The 23,354-nt window shown below is 68.6% G+C and carries 23 protein-coding genes; 7 read left to right on the top strand and 16 right to left on the bottom strand.

The genetic code is table 11. The features are described from left to right. Nucleotides 1–7: 7 nt before the first annotated feature. The 3 genes from ACFLIM_RS31000 to ACFLIM_RS30990 form a co-directional block, all read right to left on the bottom strand. On the bottom strand, nucleotides 8–427 hold the full coding sequence (locus ACFLIM_RS31000) for a DUF742 domain-containing protein (RefSeq protein ID WP_393171476.1): 420 nt from the start codon (nucleotides 425–427) through the stop codon (nucleotides 8–10). 5 nt (nucleotides 428–432) lie between these two features. Next, complete coding sequence (locus tag ACFLIM_RS30995; protein ID WP_347697900.1) at nucleotides 433–855, bottom strand: roadblock/LC7 domain-containing protein; 423 nt, start codon at nucleotides 853–855, stop codon at nucleotides 433–435. A gap of 67 nt (nucleotides 856–922) precedes the next feature. Continuing rightward, complete coding sequence (locus ACFLIM_RS30990; RefSeq protein WP_393171475.1) at nucleotides 923–3,760, bottom strand: sensor histidine kinase; 2,838 nt, start codon at nucleotides 3,758–3,760, stop codon at nucleotides 923–925. Between the two features lie 625 nt (nucleotides 3,761–4,385). Between ACFLIM_RS30990 and ACFLIM_RS30985 the strand changes: the two genes are divergently transcribed. From ACFLIM_RS30985 to ACFLIM_RS30970, 4 genes are all read left to right on the top strand, one after another. Continuing rightward, entirely contained in the window at nucleotides 4,386–5,387 is a 1,002-nt protein-coding gene (locus tag ACFLIM_RS30985; RefSeq protein ID WP_393171473.1) for an ABC transporter substrate-binding protein, read from the top strand. Then, complete coding sequence (locus ACFLIM_RS30980; protein WP_393171472.1) at nucleotides 5,384–6,199, top strand: ABC transporter permease; 816 nt, start codon at nucleotides 5,384–5,386, stop codon at nucleotides 6,197–6,199. The genes ACFLIM_RS30985 and ACFLIM_RS30980 overlap by 4 nt, the downstream gene beginning before the upstream one ends. Beyond that, nucleotides 6,196–6,999, top strand: a complete 804-nt coding sequence (locus tag ACFLIM_RS30975) for an ABC transporter permease (protein ID WP_393171470.1) — start codon at nucleotides 6,196–6,198, stop codon at nucleotides 6,997–6,999. Before ACFLIM_RS30980 ends, ACFLIM_RS30975 begins: the two co-directional genes overlap by 4 nt. A gap of 122 nt (nucleotides 7,000–7,121) precedes the next feature. Further along, nucleotides 7,122–7,892 carry an ABC transporter ATP-binding protein gene (locus tag ACFLIM_RS30970; RefSeq protein ID WP_393171468.1) on the top strand — a complete coding sequence of 257 codons (771 nt, stop codon included), beginning with the start codon at nucleotides 7,122–7,124 and terminating at the stop codon, nucleotides 7,890–7,892. A 117-nt stretch (nucleotides 7,893–8,009) separates the two neighbouring features. Here ACFLIM_RS30970 and ACFLIM_RS30965 read toward each other — a convergent pair whose 3' ends face one another. Further along, entirely contained in the window at nucleotides 8,010–9,212 is a 1,203-nt protein-coding gene (locus ACFLIM_RS30965) for an MFS transporter (RefSeq protein ID WP_393171466.1), read from the bottom strand. Between the two features lie 87 nt (nucleotides 9,213–9,299). After that, nucleotides 9,300–9,893 carry a TetR/AcrR family transcriptional regulator gene (locus ACFLIM_RS30960; protein ID WP_393171464.1) on the bottom strand — a complete coding sequence of 198 codons (594 nt, stop codon included), beginning with the start codon at nucleotides 9,891–9,893 and terminating at the stop codon, nucleotides 9,300–9,302. 340 nt (nucleotides 9,894–10,233) lie between these two features. Between ACFLIM_RS30960 and ACFLIM_RS30955 the strand changes: the two genes are divergently transcribed. Together ACFLIM_RS30955 and ACFLIM_RS30950 are read left to right on the top strand one after the other, a co-directional pair. After that, the gene (locus ACFLIM_RS30955; RefSeq protein ID WP_393171462.1) at nucleotides 10,234–10,962 is read left to right on the top strand and encodes an SAM-dependent methyltransferase; all 729 of its coding nucleotides are present in this window, start codon (nucleotides 10,234–10,236) and stop codon (nucleotides 10,960–10,962) included. Continuing rightward, the gene (locus ACFLIM_RS30950) at nucleotides 10,959–11,189 is read left to right on the top strand and encodes a hypothetical protein (protein WP_393171460.1); all 231 of its coding nucleotides are present in this window, start codon (nucleotides 10,959–10,961) and stop codon (nucleotides 11,187–11,189) included. The genes ACFLIM_RS30955 and ACFLIM_RS30950 overlap by 4 nt, the downstream gene beginning before the upstream one ends. Nucleotides 11,190–11,410: 221 nt before the next feature. Here ACFLIM_RS30950 and ACFLIM_RS30945 read toward each other — a convergent pair whose 3' ends face one another. From ACFLIM_RS30945 to ACFLIM_RS30910, 8 genes are all read right to left on the bottom strand, one after another. Continuing rightward, complete coding sequence (locus tag ACFLIM_RS30945; RefSeq protein WP_393171458.1) at nucleotides 11,411–11,749, bottom strand: XRE family transcriptional regulator; 339 nt, start codon at nucleotides 11,747–11,749, stop codon at nucleotides 11,411–11,413. Next, nucleotides 11,746–12,123 (bottom strand): type II toxin-antitoxin system RelE/ParE family toxin, encoded by a 378-nt coding sequence (locus tag ACFLIM_RS30940; protein ID WP_393171456.1) that lies wholly within the window; start codon nucleotides 12,121–12,123, stop codon nucleotides 11,746–11,748. Before ACFLIM_RS30940 ends, ACFLIM_RS30945 begins: the two co-directional genes overlap by 4 nt. 152 nt (nucleotides 12,124–12,275) lie before the next feature. Then, a complete protein-coding gene (locus ACFLIM_RS30935; protein ID WP_192790701.1) occupies nucleotides 12,276–12,854 on the bottom strand; it encodes a GTP-binding protein in 579 nt (192 codons plus the stop codon). Then, nucleotides 12,835–13,239: a DUF742 domain-containing protein gene (locus tag ACFLIM_RS30930; protein WP_055507219.1), complete on the bottom strand. Its 405-nt coding sequence runs from the start codon at nucleotides 13,237–13,239 to the stop codon at nucleotides 12,835–12,837. Before ACFLIM_RS30930 ends, ACFLIM_RS30935 begins: the two co-directional genes overlap by 20 nt. Nucleotides 13,240–13,259: 20 nt before the next feature. Then, on the bottom strand, nucleotides 13,260–13,682 hold the full coding sequence (locus tag ACFLIM_RS30925) for a roadblock/LC7 domain-containing protein (protein ID WP_435054279.1): 423 nt from the start codon (nucleotides 13,680–13,682) through the stop codon (nucleotides 13,260–13,262). Next, nucleotides 13,679–16,792: a nitrate- and nitrite sensing domain-containing protein gene (locus tag ACFLIM_RS30920; RefSeq protein ID WP_393171453.1), complete on the bottom strand. Its 3,114-nt coding sequence runs from the start codon at nucleotides 16,790–16,792 to the stop codon at nucleotides 13,679–13,681. Before ACFLIM_RS30920 ends, ACFLIM_RS30925 begins: the two co-directional genes overlap by 4 nt. A gap of 251 nt (nucleotides 16,793–17,043) precedes the next feature. Next, entirely contained in the window at nucleotides 17,044–18,441 is a 1,398-nt protein-coding gene (locus tag ACFLIM_RS30915; RefSeq protein WP_393171452.1) for an aminobutyraldehyde dehydrogenase, read from the bottom strand. Nucleotides 18,442–18,468: 27 nt separating this feature from the next. Continuing rightward, complete coding sequence (locus ACFLIM_RS30910) at nucleotides 18,469–19,788, bottom strand: nucleotide disphospho-sugar-binding domain-containing protein (protein ID WP_393171450.1); 1,320 nt, start codon at nucleotides 19,786–19,788, stop codon at nucleotides 18,469–18,471. A 146-nt stretch (nucleotides 19,789–19,934) separates the two neighbouring features. On the opposite strand from ACFLIM_RS30910, the gene ACFLIM_RS30905 reads away from it, so the two are divergent. Continuing rightward, the gene (locus tag ACFLIM_RS30905) at nucleotides 19,935–20,540 is read left to right on the top strand and encodes a TetR/AcrR family transcriptional regulator (protein ID WP_393171448.1); all 606 of its coding nucleotides are present in this window, start codon (nucleotides 19,935–19,937) and stop codon (nucleotides 20,538–20,540) included. Here ACFLIM_RS30905 and ACFLIM_RS30900 read toward each other — a convergent pair. From ACFLIM_RS30900 to ACFLIM_RS30890, 3 genes are read right to left on the bottom strand one after another with little or no spacing between them, the layout of a single operon-like run. Then, a complete protein-coding gene (locus ACFLIM_RS30900; RefSeq protein WP_393171447.1) occupies nucleotides 20,534–21,742 on the bottom strand; it encodes an ABC transporter ATP-binding protein in 1,209 nt (402 codons plus the stop codon). The two genes, ACFLIM_RS30905 and ACFLIM_RS30900, sit on opposite strands and share 7 nt — an antisense overlap. Then, a complete protein-coding gene (locus ACFLIM_RS30895) occupies nucleotides 21,729–22,508 on the bottom strand; it encodes an ABC transporter permease (RefSeq protein WP_393171445.1) in 780 nt (259 codons plus the stop codon). The genes ACFLIM_RS30900 and ACFLIM_RS30895 overlap by 14 nt, the downstream gene beginning before the upstream one ends. Beyond that, nucleotides 22,501–23,328 carry an ABC transporter permease gene (locus ACFLIM_RS30890; protein ID WP_393171443.1) on the bottom strand — a complete coding sequence of 276 codons (828 nt, stop codon included), beginning with the start codon at nucleotides 23,326–23,328 and terminating at the stop codon, nucleotides 22,501–22,503. The genes ACFLIM_RS30895 and ACFLIM_RS30890 overlap by 8 nt, the downstream gene beginning before the upstream one ends. Nucleotides 23,329–23,354: the final 26 nt, after the last annotated feature.

The following is a 23,354-nucleotide window of genomic DNA, read 5'->3' as shown; positions in this document are numbered from 1 at the left end:
TCCGGGGCTAGAGCCTGCGAAGTCCACTGAGCACCCTTTCGAGCAGATTAACGTCCGGCCTGCCGGCGTCCAGCTGTGGCTGATGCACGCGGACCAGACCTTCGGCAGCCATGTCAGCGATCAGCACGCGTACCACGCCGAGCGGGATCCGCAGCAGGGCCGACACCTCGGCCACGGACCGGACCTGCCGGCACAGTTGGCTGATCGCCTGGTACTCCGGCGTGATATGCGAGAACTCCCGCTGCTCGGCGGTCGCCGAGGACACCAGGGCCTCCATCGCCAGCTTGACCCGCGGCGCCGTCCGTCCACCTGTCACCGCGTACGGGCGGACGGGCGAGGCGGGGTCGGGATTCAGCTGCGACTGGGGCTGGGACTGGGGCTCCGGTGGAGGGGCCCAGCCGCCGCTGTTCCATCTCGGGTCTGACACGTACATCACCTGGTCTGGCTGGCGCGCAGCTCCGCGCGCACAGCCGGAGTCAGCACCTGACCGGCGCGATCGACCATCAGCGTCATCTGGTACGCCACCAAACCCATGTCACAGTCCGGAGCCGCCAGCACCGCCAAACACGAACCATCACTGATCGACATGATCAGCATCAGCCCACGCTGCATCTCCACAATCGTCTGATTAACCGCACCACCCTCGAACACCCTGGCCGCACCCTGCGTCAAAGAAACCAACCCCGACGCGATCGCAGCCAACTGATCAGCCCGGTCAGCCGGAAAACCCGACGAAGCCGCCAACGGCAACCCATCAGACGATACGACCACCGCGTGCGCGACCCCCGGAACCGTCCCGACGAAGTCGGTGATCAGCCAGTCGACGCCGCGCGCCGCGTGGCTCAGATCGTTCATACGCCCTCCTTCGTCGGTCGCATGAACGACAGTCGGCTGCGTTCGATTGGCCGCTCGCTTCGCTCGCTCATGCGCCCTCCTCTCTGTCGTTGTTCTTCGGGCCAGAGGGGAACGCCCTGCCCTCAGTGATGTCGTCACGCGCCGCCCGGAAGCCCTGCTGGAAGCTGGAAAGCCGGTTGCGCACGCGGTCGGGCGACACCGACGGCATCGGCGTCACGCCCTTCGGCGACGACGACGTGTCCGCCGATCCCGGCACCAGGTTGGCCTTCGGCACCCGCTTCGGCAGCCCGGCCGCCGTCGAACCGTCACGTGCCGGCTCCGCCACCGCCTCCGCCGCGCTCCAACCGGCGTCCGCCTTGGCCGAGCCCCAGCTCGCGCCGCTGTCGCGGCCGAACCAGGCGGACTCCACCGCGGCGAAGATCGGCAGGTAGTCGTCCCCCGCCGAGGCGGGGGGAACCGCCGGGATGGGGCCCGTGGAGCCCGAGTCGGTCTCGGGGTAGCCGAACCCCGGCCGCTGCGGCGGATTGGTGTCCTGGCTCCAGCCGCCCGGCGGCGGTTCGAGCACAGGCCGCCTGGGCAGGCTGCGGTCGCCGTTCCAGGCCGGCCCGCGGGGTGGCACCCAGACGTCGGAGTTGTCGTGGCCGCCGTCGGCGCGCGGTTCGGCGGGCCAGGCGCCGGGGTCGGGCTGCCACTGGGGCTGCTGCGGCCAGTTGCCGCCGCCCGTCTCCGGGTTCGACGGGAAGGAAGGGTGGCCGGGGCCCATCTGGTACGTGGGCTGCGGCCAGTCCGTGGCCGGCGGGGCGGGGTGCGGCCCCGAGTACGGCTCGTCCGCGGAGCCACCGCTCGGCGCGCCCGCGAAGGCCGGAGGCTGGTTCCCGGAGAAGGCGGGAGGTTGGTTGCCGGAGAAGGCGGCCGGCTGGTTGCCGGAGAAGGCAGGTGGCTGGTTGCCGGAGAAGGCGGCCGGCTGGTTGCCGGAGAACGTGGGCGGCTCGTTGCCCGAGAAGGAAGGCGTACCGGAGAAGTCGGGGGCCTGGGAGCCGAGCATGTTCTCCGGGATGAGCACCATCGCGGTCAGGCCCCCCGAGCTGTGCGGACGCAGCTGCACCCGGATCCCGTGCCGGGCCGCCAGCCTGGCCACCACGAACAGCCCCATGCGGCGCGACACCGACACGTCCACGCTGGGCGCGTCCGTCAGCCGGTCGTTCGCCTGGGCCAGCTCCTCCATGGTCATGCCGATGCCGGAGTCGGTGATCGACAACATCACGCCGCCGCCGTCGATCCGGCTGCCCGACACCGTCACCCTGGTCTCGCGCGGCGAGAACGACAGGGCGTTCTCGACCACCTCGGCGAGCAGGTGGATGACGTCGTTGACGGCCTGACCGGCCACCGAGACGCCGTCGGGCACCTGGAGCACGACCCGCTCGTAGTTCTCGACCTCGGACAACGAGGCCCTGGCCACGTCCACCAGCTTCACCGGCTGGCTCCACCGGCGCGGCGGGTCCTGACCGGCCAGCACCAGCAGGTTCTCACTGTTACGCCGCATACGGGTGGCCAGGTGGTCCAGCTTGAACAGGTTCCCGAGCCGCTGCTCGTCCTGCTCACCCTGCTCCAACCCGTCGATCAACGTGATCTGCCGCTCCACCAGCGTCTGGCTGCGCCGCGACAGGTTCACGAACATCGCGTTCACGTTGCTGCGCAACCGCGACTCCTCGCCCGCCAGGCGGACCGCCTCACGGTGCACCTCATCGAAAGCGCGCGCCACCTCGCCGATCTCGTCGTGCGTGTCCACGCCGATCGGGATCACCGGGCCGACCGAGCCCTCGCCGCTCTCGCGCAACTGGTGCACGGTCTCCGGCAGGCGGTGTCCCGCGATGTCGAGCGCGTCGCCGCGCAGCTTGCGCAGCGGCCTGATGAGCGAGCGGGCGATGAGCGAGATGATCGCGAGCACCGCGAGCAGCAGCAGCAGGATGAGCCCGCCGGAGATCAGCGCCGAGCGGTTGGCGCCTTCCTCCAGGGCGCGGGCGCGCAGGATCACGGAGGAGGACAGGTCCTTCTCCACGCTCCGCAGCGCGTCGATCTTGCCGGTGCTGACGTCGAACCAGGTGGCCACGTCCCTGTTGGGCCGCACCCCGATGCTCAGCTCCTTGCCCTCGGCGGACTGCGCCATGGCCCGCAGCCTGAACAGGTCCGTCTGGTCGACGTCCCGGCCCACGACGGTGTTGCGGTAGAGCTCGAGCTGTTCGAGGTTGGCCAGGGTGCCGAACAGCGTCTCCTCGCTCTCCTCACGCGACTTGGCGTCGGTGAGCGCGTCGAACTCGCCGCTGTCGAAGCCCTTCTTGTCCAGCGCGCTGGCCAGGATGCCGCGCTGCTTGGACGCCTGCTCCTTGGCCCTGGCGATCGAGGCCATCGAGCTGGCACTGTGCGAGACCTGGTCGTCCACCGCGACCTGGCCGACCTGGTCGTGGAACTGCAGCAGGGTCGCGATGATCTGCGAGTACTTCTGGATCATCGGCAGGGGCTGGATCTTCCCGTTGACGGCCGTGTCGCGCAGCGTCGGGATCTCCTCCAGGCGCCGCAACACCGGCCGGATCGCCTCGACGTGGGTGTCGGTGAGCGCCTGCGCCCGCTGCTTGGCCTCGTCGATGAGACCGTTCACCCCGCTGTAGGTGGTACGGAGCTGGGCCTCGCGGTTCTCGGGGCGGCCCTGGGCGATGTAGAGGGCGGTTTCGTCGCGTTCGAAGGACAGCTCGTGCGTGACGGCGCCGAGTTGCTCGCTGAGCTCGGCGACCTCTCTGAGGGTCTGATAGGTGCGGGCGTCACTGAGCGAGGTGATCACGTTCAGTCCGCCCAGACCCACGGCCACGGCCGTGGGAACGACGATCAGCGCGACAAGACGCGATCGCACGTGCCAGTTGCCCAGCCCGAACCTTTTGGAGGAAGGTTTGGACAACCGTTGCCTCTGATGCCCGTGCGGCTCGCGGTCAGCGGAAGCTTCAGCGCTCTGCGTTCTCACTTGCCTTCGCAACCTCTCGCCCCTGAGGGGAATTCTCGGTGACCATGCAGGTAAATGCACGTGGGGCAATATGTACATCGAGATATGCGCCATTTGAGCACAGGGGTTGGCTAGGGCCAACCACTACTAGTGCCCCATTGAGGTGTTTATCCCCGATTGTCCAGAAAATTCGACAGAATCAGTAGACAGCCTTCTATCTGGTGAAACAGGCAATAGAGGACTGTCCCACGAGCCGCATCCGGACTCGCGGAAATGATCGAATTTCATGCCCCATCAGTAACAGATGTCCCGCAAGGCACCTCCTCCCTCAAACCGGACAAACATTAGGATTCCTACCAGTCGTCAAAATTTCACGATATAGCGGTAAACACGGTTTGCAACCACAAGTGTTATCTTCGCGATAATGACCACCAATTTGGTGCTACGGTCGATCCCTGTTGTGCGTCAGGCACACACAGCCCCCGGGAGCACAAGCCACCCGGTCCCCCCCTGACTCCATCTGAAGGGAGTCCCTGACATGAGGCTTGGCCGTCCCGCCAGGGCCGCCATCATCGGGTTAGCTTTGACACTCGGCGCCGTTGCGTGCAGCACGGGCGGCTCCACGACCGCGAGCGCGCCGCCGTCCGCATCCGCCGGCGGCGGCCTGGAGAAGACGAAGCTCAAGATCGCCACTCTGCCCGCCATCGACAGTGCCGCCATCTACGTCGCCATCGACCAGAAGCTCTTCGAGCAGGAGGGCCTGGAGGTCACTCCGCAGGTCGTCCAGGCCGCTCCGGAGGCCATCCCCATGCTGCTGAACGGCGAGATCGACGCCATGTTCGGCAACTACGTGTCGATGTTCCAGGCCCACGACAAGGGATCGCTGAAGCTCCGGATCCTGGCCGAAGGCTCGCGCGCGGCCCCCGACTCGCTCAGCATCATGGCGCTGCCCAACTCGCCCATCAAGACGCCCAAGGACCTCGAAGGCAAGACGATCAACGTGAACGTCCTGCACAACTTCCAGGAGCTGGCGCTCGCGCAGGTGCTCAAGGCCAACAACGTCGATCCGGCCACGATCAAATACGTCGCGGTCACGTTCCAGAACATCATGCCCTCGTGGCAGGGCGGCCAGATCGACGCCGCCTATCTGGGTGAGCCCCTGGTCACCGCGGCCACGTCGTCGATGGGCGCGCGCAAGATCCTCGACCCGGCCTCCGGTCCCGCGGCCGAGTTCCCGATCTCGGGCTACGTCAGCACGCAGGAGTGGTACGACAAGAACGCCAAGACCGCGGCGGCGTTCCAGCGGGCCATCCACAACGCGGCCAAGCTGATGGAGAACAACCGCGAGGTGGTGGCCAAGGTGCTGCCCAACTTCACGCAGATCGACGCGGCGACCGCGGCCACCGTCACCTTCCCGTACTTCTCCAGCAACGACAACCCGGTCCGCCTCCAGCGGGTGGCCGACTGGATGCTGGAGGCCAAGTGGCTCAGCAAGGGGATCGACGTCAAGTCGCTGATGTCGCCCACCACCTCCGGGTGAGCGCTCAGGTCCTGTCTCGTGCCCGCCCGGCGTCCGCGGCCACCCGCTGGTCGCGCCGGGCGGCCGGGGCGCTGGCCTTCGCCGCGCTGATCGAGCTGCTCAGCAGGACCGGCCTGGCCGATCCGCAGTTCCTGCCGCCCGCCACGGAGATCGTCGGGCGGGCGGTCACGCTGCTGTTCGATCCGGCGTTCGGCGCGCACGCCCTGACGAGCCTGCTCGCGTGGGCGATCGGGCTCGGGCTCGCGGCGGTGATCGCGGTGCCGCTCGGCCTGCTGCTCGGCAGTGTGCCGATCATCGACGCCGCCACGCGTTCCGTCGTGGAGTTCCTCCGGCCGATCCCCTCGGTGGCGCTGATCCCGCTGGTGGCGCTGGTGATCGGGACGGGGCTGCAGCTCCGCGTCACGCTCGTGGTCTACGCCTCGCTGTGGCCCATCCTCTACAACACGATGTACGGCCTGCGCGGCGTCGACCCCCTGGCCAAGGAGTCGCTCAGGTCGTACGGCTTCGGGCGCCTGGCGGTGCTGCTCCGGGTGTCGTTGCCGTCGTCGGCGCCCTTCATCACCACAGGGTTCAGGCTGGCGGCCGGGGTGGCGCTGATCCTGACCGTCAGCACCGAGATCGTGGCCGGGCGGGGCGAGGGGATCGGGGTGTTCATCTTCTTCGCCGGGATCGCCGTGCCCGCGCGCATGGTCGACATCCTGGCCGGGGTGTTCTGGGTCGGGCTGTTCGGGGTGCTGGTGAACGCGTTGCTGGTCGCGGCCGAGCGGCGGGCGTTCCGCTGGCACCACGCGCAGTTGGGAGAGCGCGCATGAGGACCCGTGGTATGCGTACGGCGGCGTTCCGGGCGCTGGTGCTGGCCGTCCTCGTGATCGTGTGGGAGGCGGTCACGCAGGCGGCGGGCAGCACGTTCTTCCCGCCGCCCAGTACGATCGTGGGGCGGATGCAGACGATGTGGTTCTCGGGGCCGCCCGGCACGTTGTTCCTGACCGACGCGGCCATCGGGAACATCCTGCCGAGCCTGGGCAGGATGGCCGCCGGGTTCGCCGGGGGCGCGCTGGCCGGGGTGGCGCTCGGGCTGGCGCTGGGGTTGTCCGTCAGGGCGTACGACTATCTCGACGGGGTGTTGCAGTTCCTGCGGGCGATCCCGCCGCCGGCGCTGGTGACGGTCTTCCTGGTGGTGTTCGGGTTCGGGCTGCGGATGCAACTGGCGTTCATCGTGTTCAGCATCGTGTGGCCGGTGTTGCTCAACACCGCCGACGGGGCCCGCTCGGTCGAGCCGCTGCACCTGCACACGGGCCAGGTGTTCCGATTGTCGCGGGCCGAGCGGCTCTTCCGGGTGATCCTGCCGTCGGCGCTGCCCAAGATGTTCGCGGGGCTGCGGCTGGCGCTGTCGCTGTCGCTGATCGTCATGGTGTTCTCCGAATTGTTGCCCGGGACCACGAACGGCATCGGATTCCAGCTCACGGAGGCGTACTCGACCTTCGACCTGCCCGCCATGTGGGCCGGGATCGTGCTGCTCGGGGTGCTGGGCTACCTGCTCAACGAGCTGTTCCTGATCGTCGAACGGCGGGTGCTGGCCTGGCACCACGCCGCCCAGCAACTCGTTGGTTGAGATCGCGCCCTGAAAGAGGTTTACCTGACAGACATGTCTGGCAATTCCCGCTCCGATAGAGTGTTTTTCGGCTCGGAAAGAGTCGCCGTGTTGCCCGCGGTCTCGCCCCCCAAGGAAATCCATTGCTCGAAATAGACAATCTTTCTCATGTGTACGGCGGCGGTAGCCCTAACGCGCACCACGCCATCGACGGGCTCAACCTGAGCGTCGCAGCGGGCGAACTGCTGTGCATCGTCGGGCCCTCGGGATGCGGGAAGTCGACGCTGCTGCGTTCGATCGCCGGCCTGATCAGCCCGACCGGCGGGCAGGTCAGGGTGGAGGGCAACCTCGTGCGCCAGACCCCCGACAACCTGGCCGTGGTCTTCCAGGACTACAGTCGCTCGCTGTTCCCGTGGATGTCGGTGGCCGACAACGTGGCCCTGCCGCTGCGCCGCAGGAACATGGACAAGCGCCAGCGCCGCGAGGCCGCCCACGAGGCCCTGGAGTCGGTCGGGCTGTCGGGCGCGGAGCGCAAATACCCGTTCCAGCTCTCGGGCGGGATGCAGCAGCGGGTGGCGATCGCGCGGGCGCTGGCGTACCGGCCGACGCTGATGCTGATGGACGAGCCGTTCGGGTCGGTGGACGCGCAGACGCGCGAGGACCTGGAGGACCTGGTGCTCAAGGTCCGCGGGCATCACCAGATGACGATCGTCCTCATCACACACGACATCGACGAGAGCGTTTACGTGGGCGACCGGGTCGTCGTGCTCTCCAAGGCGCCCGCGCACGTGGTGGGGGACCTGAAGGTGGACCTGCCGGGGCCGCGCGACCAGATCACCACCCGCGAACACCCCGACTTCGTCCATCTCCGCGCCGAGGTGGGGCGTCTCGTTCGCGGCCACGCCACCGTATAAACACATTCAACTGTTACGGCGGAGCCGAGCCGGCCGCCACCCGCCGTCCATGGCTGGGCGCCTCCAGGAGGACGCCCGCTGACCGGTGCGTGGCCAGCCGCCGTAACGGCGCTTGCTTTACCGGCTTCGTGGTTCAAAACCCGTGCTCACCGGCGTCAGTGCTGCGGTTCGTGCTCGGTGGCGCGTTGGGCGGAACAGCTCTGGGAGCAGGGCGAACAAGCCGAGGGCGGCCAGCGCGGCGCCGAGCCAGAGCGGGGCACGCAGGCCGTACGCGTCGATGGCCAGGCCGCCCGCCGAGGAGCCGATGATGACGCCCAGGGTGATGAAAGACGAGTGCACCGTGTTGACCAGCGGCCGGGCGTTGGCGGTGCGCTGGACGCGGGTGACCATGGCCGGGTTCATGGTGACGCCTACCAGGCCGACGCCGAGCATGAACGCCACCGCCGGGACGCTGAGGTGGGCCAGCAGGGCGAACCCGGTCAGGAAGATCAGGTTCATGGCCAGGCCCCACACCTGGACGCTGACCGTGTGCCGGTCGGCCAGGCGCCCGACGACGGTGTTGCCGACCACGGTCGCGGCGCCGTAGGCGATGAGCAGCAGCGGCACCGTGCCCTCGCTGATGCCGGTGACCTGGGTGAGGATCGGGTTCAGGTAGCTGAAGGCGGAGAAGGTCGCGCCGATGATGAGGGTGCTGGTGGACAACACCACCCACAGTTTGGCGTTCTTGAAGACCTGCAGCTCGTCCCGGAAGTTCGCGCCGTCGCCGCCGGTGCGCTCCAGACGGGGTATGCCGATCAGCGTGGCGAGCGCGGTCAGGACCGTCAGCCCGCTGATGGCCCAGAACGCGGCCCGCCAACCCAGGTGCTCCCCGATCAGGGTGGACAACGGGAGCCCCAGCAGCGTGCCGACCATCAGCCCGTTCATGACCATCGCGATGGCCCGTCCGCGCACCTGCGGCGCCGTCAGGTGCGCGGCCAGGGAGACGGCCACGCCGAAGAACGCCTGCGAGGCCACCCCGGTGACCACCCGCGCCACCATCATGATCGGGTACGAGGGCGCGACGGCGGCCAGCACGTTCCCCGCCAGGAAGATCGCGAACAGCGCCATGAGCGCCGCCTTGGGAGACAGTCTCACCACCGCGACGGTGAGGAACGGGCCGCCGACGGCCATGGCGACCGCGAAGGCGGTGATGAGGTAGCCGATCTGCGGGATGGTCGCGTCCAGTCCGCCGGCCAGCTGCGGCATGAGTCCGGCGACGGCGAACTCGCTGGTCACCATGGCGAAAATGCCGAGGGCCAGCAGGTATACGGCACGGGGCAAGGTCGGTCGCTCCTTCGGGGGCAGGTTTTGCATCGAACGGTGTAGAACGCGGGCATGCGGATGCCCGCCGTGGACTCGGCGAAAGTGTCAGGTCAGAGCGTCCATGGCCGTGGTCGCGATGGACTCCAGGGCGGCGCGGTCCGCACCCCCTTGCGCGGCGACCCGGAGGCCCGCGATCACGGCGTTGACGAAGCGGGCCAGCGATTCGGGGGTGCGCGTGGAGGTGATGTCGCCGGCCGCCAGCCCGGCCGCGATGGCGCCCCGCAGGGAGTCGAGCCGCCGGGCCATGTCGCGCTCCAGGAGCAGGGCGACCTCCGGGTCTCGGCCCGCCAGCTCCACCGTGGTGTTGACGGTCAGGCACCCACGGCCGTGGCCGTCACGCCTGGACGCGGACTCGATCTCGATGATCTCGGCGAGCAGCGTGCGGATCCGCTCGACGGCCGGCCGCTCCTGGTCGTCCAGGACGCGTAGCGCGTTGCCGGTGGTGGCCTCGATGTAGCGGGTCAACGCGCGCTTGAACAGCTCGTGCTTGCTGGTGAACGCGTTGTAGAGGCTGCTGCGGTCGAGCCCGACGGCATCGCACAGGTCACGGGTCGAGGTGGCCTCATAGCCGTACGCCCAGAAGAGGTCCATCGCGGTGCCCAGCACCTGATCCTCGTCGAATGTGCGCGGTCGAGCCATGCGACGCACCTTACCCGTTTTACACCGATCGGTGCAATATGCCCCGATCAGGGTGATTGCGTGAGCCCGATGACGTGACCGGGATGGTCGACGAGGCCATGGCCGCCACCGCCCGCCTCCTCCTCGACCGCCACACCCGCTCGACCGGCCTTTGACCGGGTGCAAGGGCCTGGCGTGCAGATCTGCGGCGAATGCGCGGTCCTGGCAGGCGAGATCATCGCCGCCCGACACCAGCAGGACCTCGAGCCGGGGCGACGCCTGATCGGCTGAGCCGGCCGCGGCGCACCGCCCTCTGTCGCCGGCTGATAAACGGGTTGCGGGCGCCGAGAGGATGGACTGCATGGATCGACAGCTGCTCAGCGCCATCGCGCACCGCGACCATCCGATCGCCGCACCCGTCTCGGCGGCCAACCTCGACCGTTTGCTGCGCCGGGCGGCGCTGCCGGAGGGGGCACGCGTACTCGACCTCGGGTGTGGCGAGGGCGAATGGTCGCTCCGGGCGCTCGAGCTCGTCCCGTCGTCCGTGGCGGACGGTGTGGACATCTCCCCGCACGCGGTGTCGGCCGCGGAACGGTCCGCAGCCGCGCGCGGCCTGTCCGACCGGCTCTCCCTGCACGTGACGTCCGCCGCCGAGTTCTCCGCCACCGAACCGTACGACCTGGTGATCTGCCTGGGCTCGACCCACGCGTTCGGCGGTTTGACGGAGACGATGGACGCGGCCGCCAAGTTCGTCCGGCCTGGCGGGCTGGCGCTGGTCGGGGAGGGCTTCTGGGACCGGCCGCCGGCCCCGGAGATCGCCGAAGCCTTCGGCGCGTACCCTGACCTGGCGGGCACGGTCACCACCGCCGAGTCCGGCGGCTGGCTGACCGTCTACGGCCACGTGAGCGACCTGGCCGAATGGGACGAGTACGAATGGTCGTGGACCGGCACGCTGGCCCGCTGGTCCGCCGACAACCCCGGCCCCGACGGTGAGCAGGCCCTCGCCGTCATGAGAGAGCACCGCGAGATGTGGCTCAACGGCTACCGAGGCGTGCTCGGCTTCGTCTCCCTTCTGCTCCGACGCGTGTGAGTCGCACCCCGCGTCATGGCCGGTGTGCCGCCTCAAGCGAGTTCCAGGCCGCCGGCGCCGCTCGCCGGACCGTTTCGCGCACCGAGTTCGCCGCCATGTCCCGCGGCATGCCGCTCCTGGACGACCGGACATATCGCGAGGACATGGACCGTCACGTCAATGACGATCTCTACGACCCTTACGACCGCGCCCTCGGCAGAAGCGAGTTCACCGAGGACGAGAGGTGAACCACGCTCAAGGTTTGCTCGACACCGACATCCTCATCTTGCGAGCCGGGATCGACCCCGACGAACTGCCCGACAAGATGATGATCAGCGCCATCACGACTGCGGAGCTGTCGGCCGGCGTCCTGGCGGCGATTCGCCACGTCGCCCACCACCGTCGGCGAACCGCCACCCGCGCGTCGGCGCCTCGACGACTGCCGCGCCCCCTGCAGCTTCTCCTGGCCTCAGGCGATCTTGTATTCGGTGTCGCCGAAATCGGCGACCACGCGCAACCGCCCGCCCAGCGCCTCCACGTACGCGCGCAACGTGGAAACCTCAACTCGATCCAACTCCCCGTGCTCAATCGCCGACACGCGTGGACCGGACACGCCCATCGCGTCAGCCACATCCCGCTGGGTGAGCTCCTGCTCCCTTCGAATCTCAGCCAGCCTGTGGGCACGAATCTCCGCCTTCAGCCTGGCCATGGCGGCGTCCTTCTCGGCGGGCGAGCGTACGGGGCGCCCCGCGGCCTTTCGCCGCTCGTGCGCCTGCCGCTTCACCTCGTCCCAACTCGTTGCGCTCATTCGTACTCCCTCGAGTTCAGTTCGGCCAGGTGTTGCGCGTATCGCTTCTCGGCGATTGCGATATTGATGTCGTACCAGCGGTCCCAGCTTCCCGATTTATCCCCCGCCACAAGAAGAACCGCTCGCCGGACCGGGTCGAAGGCGAAGATGATCCGGATCTCGCTGCTTCCACATGATCCAGGACGAAGTTCTTTGAAGTGGTGCTGATCCGCCCCCTTCAGCCGGTCCACAAGGGGGCGACCCAATGTGGGGCCGAGCTGCGCCAACATATCGATGGCATCCTCGACCTGTTCAGCGGTGCCCCAGTCCTCATCGCACAAGCGGTCGAACCACTCTCGGACCTCGGCCACAAGCACTACTTCCCAACTGGCCACTGCTTCAATTTAATGCCTGTGTTAAGTCCTCGGCAAGCGGCGCCGCGCCACGCTCTCGCGCAGCTGACCTTTGGCCCCGGGGTGGGTGTCGGGCGGCCCACCACCCAAGAGGGGCAACGGGTGGGAGCCGCCGGTCCACCTACTCCGAAGACCTACACAGGGGTGTGCATGTGGCGGGTCAGGGCGTGCTCCACCAAGGTGATCAAGGTGGATTTGACCGACTCTCGTTGTCTGGCGTCCAATCGGACGATCGGGATGTGGCCGCCGATCGACAGGGCCTCGCGGAGTTCGTCCTCCGCGTGGGCGAACTGGCCGTCCCAGCCGTTGATGCCGATCACGAACGGCAGTTTCGCCTCTTCGAAATAGTCGATCGCCGGGAAGCTGTCCGCCAGGCGGCGGGTGTCCACCAGCACGACCGCGCCGATGGCGCCGCGTACCAGGTCGTCCCACATGAACCAGAAGCGGTGCTGTCCGGGAGTCCCGAACAGGTACAGAATCAGGTCACGGTCGAGCGAGACCCGGCCGAAGTCCATCGCGACGGTCGTGGTCGTCTTGTTCGGCGTGAGCGAGACGTCGTCGACGTGCGCCGAGGCGTCCGTCATGACCGCTTCCGTGGTGAGCGGGAGGATCTCCGACACCGCACCCACGAATGTCGTCTTCCCCACGCCGAAGCCCCCGGCCACGACGATCTTCGTCGAGGTTAGGCCGGGGCTAGAGCCTGCGAAGTCCACTGAGCACCCTTTCGAGCAAGTTGAGGTCCGGCTTTCCCGCGTCCAGCGCAGGCTGGTGCACGCGGATCAGGCCTTCCGACGCCATGTCGGCGATCAGCACCCGGACCACGCCAAGAGGCTGGCGTAAAAGGGCGGAGATCTCGGCAACCGACCGGACGTTCCGGGTCAGCTGGATGATCGCCTGATACTCCGGACTAAGTAGGGAAATGTCTTGGTATTCCGACGTCACAGAGGACACCAATGCCTCCATGGCGAACTTCATCCGCGGCGCGGTGCGCCCCCCGGTCACGGCATAAGGCCGTACCAGGGAGCTCGGCTTCTGCGGACGGGGAGCCGCCGGATGCGGCGGAGTGCTATCACCAGCCCAACCCTGACCTGACACCATGATCTCCTGTCACCACCCCGCTAGCGGGGGCGGGCCGCTTGCAGCTCAGCGCGTACGGCCGGAGTAAGAACCTGGCCCGCCCGCTCAACCAGCAAAGTCATCTGGTACGCCACCAGGCCCATGTCACAGTCGGGAGCCGCCAGGACAGCCAAACAGGAGCCATCGCTGATCGACATGATCATCAAGAGCCCACGCTGCATTTCGATAACGGTCTGCGACACCATACCGCCCTCGAAGACCCGCGCGGCGCCCTGGGTCAAGCTGATCACACCCGAGGCCACCGCGGCGAGCTGATCGGCCCGGTCCTTGGGAAACCCCTCGGAGAAGGCCAGTGGCAACCCGTCAGACGACACCACGACCGTGTGGGCGACGCCTGGCACGTTGTTCACGAAGTCCGTGATCAGCCAGCTGATACCGCGCGCTCCCTGGCTCATTTCTCTCATTTATCCTCCTCATTCTCGTCTCCGCGGGTGAACGCTCGGCCTTGGCGGACACCCTGCTGGAAGCTGGAGAGCCGGCTGCGCAGCCGCTCGGGTGAAACTTGCGGCGCCGGTGAAGTGGCCTGGGGCTCGGCGAGGCTCGCCGTACCAGGCACCAGGTTGGCCTTGGGGACGCGGCGGGGCAGGCCCGAGGGCGTCGTACCGCCCTGCGCGGGCTGCGCGGCGGCCTGCGCGGCCTGGAAGCCGGAGTCCGCCGGCGAGGACCAGGTCGCCCCCGCACCCGACGCGCCGGGCGTGCGCTGCGGCAGCCCGGACCTGCCAGCTGTCCCGGCGACCGGAGGCGCCGGCGCGGCAGGAGCCGGGTCCGCGGGTACGGCCGGGTGCACAGCCGTGATCTCCGGCTCGCCCTCGGGCTCGTAACTCGGCCGCAGCTGCTCGGGGTCCGGCCGCCGGAACCAGTCCGAACCGACCGACGAGAAGATCGGCAGGAACTCGTCGCCCTGCTCCTCCATGGGCGAGTTGCGCACCACGGGCAGCGGCCCGGTCAAGTCCTGCGAGGTGTAGTCGCCGGGCCCGAACCGCCCGTAGTCGGAGCGCCCGTTCTGCTCGTAGTGGTCGGCGGGCTTGGGCTCCTCGGCGAACGGCGAGCGGTAGGACTCCTCGGACTGCGGCCGCGGCCGGTCCTCCGACTCGAACAGCGACCTGCGCGGCAGCGGGTCCGAGAACGACGACCAGCGCGGCTCCTCCTGAGGCTGCGGCGGCGGCTCGGTGGCGAACGACGGCCAGCGCGGCTCGTCCTCCCGCAGGGGCGGCGGCTGCTCGGCGAACGACGGCCACTGGTTCTCCTCGAACGGCCGCGCGGCCGGGGGCTGCTCCTCCGCGAACGACGGCCATCGCTGCTCCCCGAAGGGCGCGGGCGGCTGATCCTCGGCGAAGGACGGCCAACGCTGCTCGTCCTGCGGCTGCCCGGTGTACGGCGACGGCTGCTCGCCGAAGCCCACAGGCTGCTGCTCACCGAACGAAGGCTGCTGCTCACCGTACGGCGGCCAACCGGCCCCCGGCGCGGGCAGCGACCCCGGCCACTGCGTGTCCATCACCCGGTCGGGAGTGTCCATGGAAGGCGCCGAGGGGTAGGACCCTGACCCGTTCTGCGAAGGCTGCCCGAACGTGCTCGGATCGAACGTCGTGAACGCCTCGTACTGCCCGCCGGGCTGCGCGGACCCGAGCCCGCCGCTGATGAGCATGTCGGGCATCATGACCAGCGCGCTCAGCCCGCCCGTCTCCCGCATGCTCAGCTGCACCCGGATGCCGTGCCGCAGTGCCAGCCGGCCGACCACGAACAGGCCCATGCGCCGGGAGACCGACACGTCCACGACGGGCGGGTTCGCCAGCCGCCAGTTGGCCTCGGACAGCTCCTCCTGGCTCATGCCGATGCCCAGGTCGTTGATCGACACGAGCACGCCACCCTCGACGGGCGTGCTGGTGACCTGGACCTTGCTCTCGCGGGGCGAGAAGGAGATGGAGTTCTCGATCAGCTCGGCGAGCAGGTGGACGGCGTCGGTGACGGCGGGGCCGACGATCAGCGTGCCGGACGAGATCTGGATCTGGACCCGTTCGTAGTTCTCGACCTCGGACAGCGAGGCGCGGGCGATGTCGACCAGCGGCACCGGTTCGCTCCACTTGCGGGCGGCCTCCTGGCCGGCCAGGACCAGGAGGTTCTCGCTGTTGCGGCGCATGCGGGTGGCGAGGTGGTCGAGGCGGAACAGGTTCGCCAGCCGCTGCTCGTCCTCCTCACCCTGCTCCAGGCCCTCGATGAGCTGCAGCTGGCGTTCGACCAGCGTCTGGCTGCGGCGGGAGAGGTTGACGAACATCGAGTTGACGTTCGAGCGCAGCTTGGCCTCGTCGCCGGCCAGCCGGATCGCCTCGCGGTGGACCTCGTCGAACGCCCGCGCCACTTCACCGATCTCGTCGCGGGTGTTGACGCCGACCGACGGCACCTCGGGTACCTGCGCCCCATCGCCCGACTCGCGCAGCACGCGCACGGTCTCGGGCAACCGGGTCGTGGCGACCTGGAGCGCCTCGGCCCGCAGCCGGCGCAGCGGGCGGACCAGCGAACCGGCCACGCGGGTGGTGATGATCAGGACGAGCAGCAGCAGGACGAGGATCAGCGCACCGGAGATGATCGCGTTGCGCTGCTCGGTGTCGCTCAGGTCCCTGGTGGTCGCCACGATCTTGGTGGCCAGGCCGTCCTCGACCTTGCGCATGGCGTTGCCGGTCAGGGTGGTGCTGTCGTACCAGAGGCTCAGGTCGCGGCGGGTGGTGACGTCGAGGTCCCTGATCCGGTCGTACTCGCGTACCTGGGCCAGGGCGCGTTGCCGCATGGCGTCGGCGAGGTCGACCTGCGGTCCCTTGACGCCGTCCTCGTACGCCTTGAGGTCCTTGGGGGCGGCCTCCTGCTCGAAGGCGGCCAGCTCGGCCTGCTGCTTGTCCCAGGAGCCGAGGAAGTCCGTCCAGTCGTCCTTGTCCAGCTCGCGCTGGACGAGCGCGACGATGAGGATGATCTGCTGGCGCGAGACCTCCTCCTTGACCCGCTGGATCGAGCCGAGCGCGGCCACGTCGCCCTGCAGGGCGTCGTCGTTCACGCCGTCGCCCAGGTCGCCCTGGATGCCGGCGAAGACGCCGATCATGGTCGTATACGTGCTGATGGCCGCTCGCGGCGGCGCGTTCTGGACCATGGACTCGCGCAGGCTGTCGAGGCCGTCGAGCCACCGGCGCATGTTCGCGACGCCTTCGCGGACGCGAGCCGGGTGCGCGGCGTCGATGGCCGTGGCCGCGGCGAGCACCTGTCTCTTGGTCTTGTCCGTCGCCTGGCGCTGGGTCTTGAGCTGGACGAGGCGTCCGCCCTTGTTGTGGTCGGCGACGTACCACGCGGTGAGCGTGCGTTCCTTGCCGAGCTCGTGGTTGAGCGCTCCGATGCGCTGGACCAGCTCGGCGACCTGGGTGAGCCGGCGGTATTCCGCGCTGGTGCCGATGGCGTTGGCCAGCTGTACGCCGGCGAGCAGCACACCCACGACCGTGGGGATGAGGATCAGCGCGACCAGCCTCGAGCGCACACGCCAGTTCCCCAGCCGGAGACGTCCGCCTGTGTACTCCCCTGACCTCGTGTGCCTGGGGTTTTCAGTCCTCACTGACTCTCGCAACCTCTCGCCGGTACGTGCTCGAAAAAATCAGACACGCGTGTGGCGCATGGGATTCTTTCCGGCTGGGTAATTGGAACACAACCCGTACCAGATCGGCCAACCGAACATATCCCATCAAATGGCCCCAAAGAGGGATTTTGGGGCACATCTCGCCGTACACGTTTTCAGGCGGGCCGGAACGAATCCCGTTCAGCCGGTGCCGCGTGCTTCACCATCAGGTGCCGCGTCACCGAATACTCCTGCACCGCCTCCTGGCTCATGTCCTTGCCGAACCCGCTGCCCTTCACCCCGCCGTGCGGTGCCTCGCTGGCGATGGGCAGATGGTCGTTCACCCAGGTCACGCCCACATCGAGCCGATGCGAGACGCGCATGGCCCTGGAGACGTCACGCGACCACACCGACGACGCCAGACCGTATCTGGTGTCGTTGGCCAGCCTGACCGCCTCGTCCTCGCCGTCGAACGGCAGGGTCACCAGCACGGGCCCGAAGAGCTCACCCTGCACGATCTCACTTTCCTGCGCGACCTCGCCGACCAGCGTGGGCGGGTAGAAGAACCCCGGCCCGGCGATCGGGGCGCCTCCGTGCAGCACGCGCCCGCCGGCCCTGGAGACGAACCCGTGCACCCGGTCCCGATGCGCCGCGGAGATCAGCGGGCCGATGTCCGTCGCCGGGTCCCACGGGTCGCCGGCGGTGATGCCGGCCAGAGTCGCCCGGATCGCCTCCACGGCGTCGGCGTAGACCTCGCGGGCGACGTACACGCGGGTGGCGGCCGTACAGTCCTGCCCGGTGTTGTACGTGGCCCCCATGGCCACGCCGCGGGCCATCTCCGCCAGGTCGGCGTCCTCGAAGACCAGCGCGGGCGCCTTGCCGCCGAGCTCCAGGTGCACCCGCTTGAGCGTGGCGGCCGCGCCGGTCATCACGGCCCGGCCCGTCTCGGTGGAGCCCGTCACGCTGACCATGTCCACGCCGGGGTCGGAGACCAGTGCCTGGCCCACCTCGGCGTCCCCGGTGACGGCCTGGACGAGCCCCTCGGGCGCGCCCGCCTTGGCGAACAGCTCGGCCAGCCGCAGCGTCGTGCGCGGCGTCTGCGGCGCCGGCTTGATCACCACCGCGTTGCCCGCGGCCACCGCCGGTCCGACCTTCCAGACGGCCATCACGAACGGGAAGTTCCACGGCGCGATCGACCCCACCACCCCGACGGGACGGCGCAACATGACCGAGGTGTAGCCGGGGCTGAACACCCCGGCGCCGGAGCCTTCGAGCGAACGGGCGGCCCCGGCGAAGAAGCGCAGGTTGTCCACCGCGAACGGCAACTCGCCGTCCCGGAACACCGCCGCCGGTTTGCCCGTCTCCTCCACCTCCAGCCTGGTCAGCTCCTCGGCATCGGCCTCCACCAGGTCGGCGAGCCGCAGCAGCAGCCGCGCGCGCTCGGCCGGAGTGGTCTGCGACCACTCCTGAAAAGCCACACGAGCCGCCTGTACGGCCGCCCCCACGCCCTCCACCGGCGTGTCCGGAATTTCGGCACATGGGAGCCCGGTGGCGGGGTTGATCAGTTCACGCATGGGAAGACTTCATCTCTCAGGGTCGTACTACTGACCGAGCTGCTCGATCAGGTCGGCGGCCTGGCGCAGGCCATCGCGGCGCCGGATCTCCTCGCCCGCGGCGGCCAGCCTCGCACGCAGCCCGGTGTCGCCGAGCAACCGCGCGACCGCCCCCGTCAGGTCGTCGTCGGTGAAGGTGTAGGTCGAAAGCCTGACACCATAGCCCAGTTCGTCCACCCTCTGGGCGTTGTCGTACTGGTCCCAGAAGAGCGGCAGCAGGATCATCGGCTTGCCGAAGTGCAGCGCCTCCGTGGTCGTGTTGTTGCCGCCGTGGGTGATGACGAGGTCACACAGTGGGATGATCTTAGTCTGCGGCAGGAACTCCGAGCCCCACATGTTGTCCGGAAGCTTGATCTCCTCGTGCAGCGGGCCCATGGAGACGATGTACTGGTGCGGCGTGCCGGCCAGCACGTCGATCACCCGCTGCATCAGCTCCACGTCGGAGGAGCCGAGCGAGCCGAGCGAGAAGTAGATCAGCGAGCTCCTGCGCTCGTGCTTATGGTCGCGCCCGCTTCGCTCCTCGTTGGCTCCTCCGTCGCTCTCTCGTCGCGAGCTCCTGCGCTCGAAGGGCAGCGTGAAGTCCTCGTCGGTCTCGCGTACCGAGGAGTCGAGCCGGTGCCACGTGGAGCCGAGCGGGCGGGCGCCGGCGTAGTCGAGGATCTCGGGGTAGACGTAGAGGTTCAGGTCGCCCTCGTGGATGAAGTCGAGGTCCGGCAGGGGCTCGGTGCCCTGCGCGACCGACCACTCGTTGAAGGCGGTCCAGAGCTCGCGGTGGGTGCGGTCGTACTCGGCGCGGAAGGCGTCCCACTCGGAGCGGTCATCGGCCGGCAGGCCGGAGAAGACCGGCGCGATGTCCGCGCCGCGCACTTCCAGCGGGTTGCAGGAGACGATGCGGGCGAACTTCTTGCCCGCCGTGCGCAGCGCCGGGAACGTGATCACGTTGTCCTCGACGATCACGTCGGGGTTCACCCGCTCGATGATGGCCTTGAGCTGCGGCTCGCAATATTTCACGCCGTCGATCAGCTCGGCCCAGATGGGCTGGGTGACGGTCTCGAGCTGCTCCCGCGTGCTCTTTCGGTATTCGGGCGCGGTCTCGCGGATGAAGTCCTTCCAGAACTGGCCCGGGTCCTGCTCTTCGGCGTCCTCAGGCGGGGGCGCCAGGTCCACGAGGTCCTCCTCGAAGCCGAGCGCTTCGAGTTTGCCCTTCCACGACGCCTCGGCCGCGAAGACGACGCGGTGGCCGCGGCGGCGCAGGATGTCGCCGATGCCGATGCAGTTGTTGGTCGGGCCGTAGGCGCTTTCAGGCATGAACAGGATGGTGAGAGACATCGAGACTCCGGGGGAACTCATCGATTTGAAGAGGAATTCAAAAACGCGTCTGGCGTAAACGTAAAGTTAAGTGCACTATGGTCACGGCTAACTGAACAGCGGCCGAACGAGTGAAGGTGGTGAGGGTGGCTCAGCGTAAAAGCCGAAGTGACCGGCGCATCGACTTGATCGAGGCCGCACGCAGGGCCATCATCCGCCATGGCATCGACGGTGTACAGCTCTCGCACGTCGCCGAGGAGGCCGGGCTGACCTCCGGCGCCGTGCTCTACCACTACCCCGACCTCAGCGAACTGCTGGTCGAGGCGCAACACGCGGGCATGGAGCGCTTCTACGAGCAGCGCCTGCGGCAGCTCGCCGCGCTCACCGACCCGGCCGCGAAGCTGGTCGTGACGATCAGGTCGGGGCTCCCGACCGGGCCGCTCGACCCCGACGTACGCCTGCTCAACGAGCTGGGCGGGGCCGCGGGCCGCAACAGGGTCTATGGCGTGCTGCTCACCTCGCTCTACGACCGGCAGGTGTCGATGTACCAGGCGATCCTGGACACGGGGGCCGCGCTGGGGGTGTTCCGGCTGAGCGCGGACTCGGCGACGATCGCCCGCAACCTGGTGGCCCTGGAAGACGCGTACGGCTACCGCATCACGGCCAGGCACCCGGTGATCGGCCCGGCGGAGGCGGCCGAGCTCATCCTGTCCTACGCCCGCGTGGCCACGGGCAACGACCTGGCTCATTGACCGGCCGCCATGATGACCGCGTCCTGGGCGTCCCAGCGCACCCTGACCTTGGCGCCCACGTCCACACCGCTGGCCCCCTGTACGGCGACCAGCACCGGCTTGACATGGCCCGGCACGTCCACGGAGATGTGCGACACGCCGCCGTAGAAGCTGACGTCCAGGACCATGCCCTTGATGCCTTTGGCGGCGCTCTCGTGTTCACTGGTCGAGTCCGCCTCTTGCACCCTGGTGTCCGCACGTGGTTCCCCAGGTGTCCGGTTCGGCTCCCTCTCGTGTTCACTGGTCGAGTCCGCCTCACCTTGCACCCTGGTGTCCGCACGTGGTTCCCCAGGTGTCCGGTTCGGCTCCCTCTCCTCCACCAGCTCGACCTTCTCCGGCCGTACCGCCAGCAGCGCCTCGGCGCCCGCCGCCAGCTCCGTCAGGGGCGTGCCGCGCAGCGGGCCGAAGTCGTCGGTCTGGAGCGCGTCCAGGCCGCCGGCCGCGCCGTGGAAGAGGTTGTTGGCGCCGACGAAGTCGGCCACGAAGGGTGAGCGCGGCCGCTCGTAGAGCTCCACCGGCCGGTCCACCTGGCACACCGTGCCGCTGTCGAAGACCGCGATGCGGTCGGCCAGCGACATGGCCTCCTCCTGGTCGTGCGTGACGACCACGAACGTGATGCCGACCTCGTGCTGCAGCCGCTTCAGCTCCAGCTGCATGTCGGCGCGGACCTTCTTGTCCAGGGCGGACAGCGGCTCGTCGAGCAGCAGCAGCCGGGGCCGCTTGACGATGGAGCGGGCCAACGCCACCCGCTGCCGCTGCCCGCCGGACAGCTGGGCGGGCCGGCGCGCGGCGTGCGCCGTCAGCCCCACCGTCTCCAGCACCTCGTCCACGCGCTGCCTGACCTCGTGGCGGGGCAACCGCTCGCGCTCCAGCCCGTAGGCCACGTTCTTGGCCACGGTCATGTGCGGGAACAGCGCGTACGACTGGAACATGAGGCTGATCGGCCGCCGGTTCGGCTGCTTGGCCAGCAGGTCGGCGCCGTCGAGCGTGACCGTGCCCGCGTCCGGCGTCTCGAACCCGGCGATGATGCGCAGCAGCGTGGTCTTGCCGCAGCCGGAGGGCCCGAGCAGGGCGAAGAACTCGCCCTGCTCGATCTCCAGCGACACGTCGTCGAGCGCGACGACGTCGCCGAACCTACGGGAGATCCCGTCAACCCTGAGCACGTGACTCCCCGATTTTTGTCATGCGCTGCCCGGCGATCACCGCCGTGAAGCTCACGAGGAGCAGGATCGCAGCCAGCGCGTTGATCTTCGGGGTCACCCCGAAACGGATCATTGAGTAGATGACGATCGGCAGCGTCGGCTCGGCGTTCCCGATCGTGAAGAAGGCGATCACGAACTCGTCCAGCGACAGCGTGAACGCCAGCAGCGCCCCCGCGACGATCCCCGGCGCGAGCTGCGGCAGCGTGATCCGCACGAACGTCGCCACCGCCCCGGCCCCCAGGTCGCGCGAGGCCTCCTCCAGCGAGGTGTCGGCGTTGGAGAGCCTGGTGCGCACCACCGCCGTGACGAACGCCATCGAGAACAGCGCGTGCGAGAGGATCACCGAGTACAGGCCGAGCGTGAGCTGGATCAGGCCGTAGAAGAGCAGCAGCCCGATCGCCAGCACCAGGTCGGGCAGCACGGCCGGCATCAGCGCGAGCGCGTCCAGGAGCTTCGACCTGGTGTGCCGGGCCAGGCCGACGGCCAGCAGCGTGCCGAGCACGGTCGCGAGCGCCGTCGAGCCCGTGGCCACGATCAGCGTGTTGATCACGCCGGTCCTGATCCGCTCGTCCCCGGCCAGCTCGCCGTACCACTTGAGGCTGAACCCCTCGTAGGTGTACGCCGAGTCGCCGGAGTTGAACGACATGACGACCAGCACGACGATCGGCAGGTAGAGGAAGACGAACGTGGCCCAGAACGGGACGTACAGGAGCTTGGACCTACGCACGGCGGGCCGCCCAGGACTGCGCGAGCAGCAACACGACCAGCACCGCGATGAGCGCCAGCGTCACCGTCGAGGCGAACGGCCAGTCGCGCGCCGCCAGGAACTCGTTGCGGATCACGTTGCCCGCCATCAGCGTCTTGCTGCCGCCGAGCATCTCGGGGATGACGAAGTTCCCGAAGCTCGGCACGAACACGAACATGCACCCGGTCAGCACGCCCGGCACCGTGAGCGGCAGCGTCACCTTGCGGAAAGTGGTGAACGGCGCGGCGCCCAAGTTGGCGGACGCCTCGCGCAGCTCCGGGTCGAGCTTCTCGATGGCCGTGTACAGCGGCAACACCATCAACGGCAGGTACGAGTAGAGCAGGCCGGTGACGATCGTGCCCTCTTTGTAGAGCAGCTCCAGCTCCGTGCCGAGCAGCGAGTTCACCAGCCCCGGCCCGTTCAGCAGGATGATCCACGCGTAGATGCGGATGATGAAGTTCGTCCAGAACGGCAACACGATCGCCACCAGCGCCACCGTCCGCCACCTCCGGGGCAGCTGGGCGATGACGTAGGCCGTCGGGTAACCGAGCAGCAGCGCGATCAGCGTCGTGAGCGCCGCGATCTTCAGTGATCCGCCGAGCACCTGCAGGTAGACCGGATCGATCAGGCGCTCGAAGTTCTCCGTGGTGAACTCGTAGACCACCCCGCCGAAACGGCCGCGCTGGAAGACCGTGGTGCTGAGCACCAGCGCCAGCGGCACCAGCAGCAACACGACCAGGTACGTCAGGCCGGGCGAGAGGAACACGAACGCACCCAGCCGGCGCCCCCAGGAGCGGGACACCGGCCGGGTCCTTGCCTCAGACTTCA

Origin of the sequence: Nonomuraea marmarensis (assembly GCF_043197025.1) — a bacterium.
In the GTDB taxonomy this organism is placed as follows: domain Bacteria; phylum Actinomycetota; class Actinomycetes; order Streptosporangiales; family Streptosporangiaceae; genus Nonomuraea; species Nonomuraea marmarensis.
The sequence above is the reverse complement of the archived record's forward strand: the minus strand, read 5'-3'. Positions and strand labels throughout refer to the sequence as shown.

Excerpts from the sequence above, each read along its gene's own strand:
- ACFLIM_RS30915 (WP_393171452.1), bottom strand. The coding sequence starts at position 18,441 with ATGCGTGAACTGATCAACCCCGCCACCGGGCTCCCATGTGCCGAAATT.
- ACFLIM_RS30910 (WP_393171450.1), bottom strand. The coding sequence starts at position 19,788 with ATGCCTGAAAGCGCCTACGGCCCGACCAACAACTGCATCGGCATCGGC.
- ACFLIM_RS30975 (WP_393171470.1), top strand. The coding sequence starts at position 6,196 with ATGAGGACCCGTGGTATGCGTACGGCGGCGTTCCGGGCGCTGGTGCTG.
- ACFLIM_RS30960 (WP_393171464.1), bottom strand. The coding sequence starts at position 9,893 with ATGGCTCGACCGCGCACATTCGACGAGGATCAGGTGCTGGGCACCGCG.
- ACFLIM_RS30985 (WP_393171473.1), top strand. The coding sequence starts at position 4,386 with ATGAGGCTTGGCCGTCCCGCCAGGGCCGCCATCATCGGGTTAGCTTTG.
- ACFLIM_RS30945 (WP_393171458.1), bottom strand. The coding sequence starts at position 11,749 with ATGAGCGCAACGAGTTGGGACGAGGTGAAGCGGCAGGCGCACGAGCGG.
- ACFLIM_RS30955 (WP_393171462.1), top strand. The coding sequence starts at position 10,234 with ATGGATCGACAGCTGCTCAGCGCCATCGCGCACCGCGACCATCCGATC.
- ACFLIM_RS30925 (WP_435054279.1), bottom strand. The coding sequence starts at position 13,682 with ATGAGAGAAATGAGCCAGGGAGCGCGCGGTATCAGCTGGCTGATCACG.
- ACFLIM_RS30930 (WP_055507219.1), bottom strand. The coding sequence starts at position 13,239 with ATGGTGTCAGGTCAGGGTTGGGCTGGTGATAGCACTCCGCCGCATCCG.
- ACFLIM_RS30995 (WP_347697900.1), bottom strand. The coding sequence starts at position 855 with ATGAACGATCTGAGCCACGCGGCGCGCGGCGTCGACTGGCTGATCACC.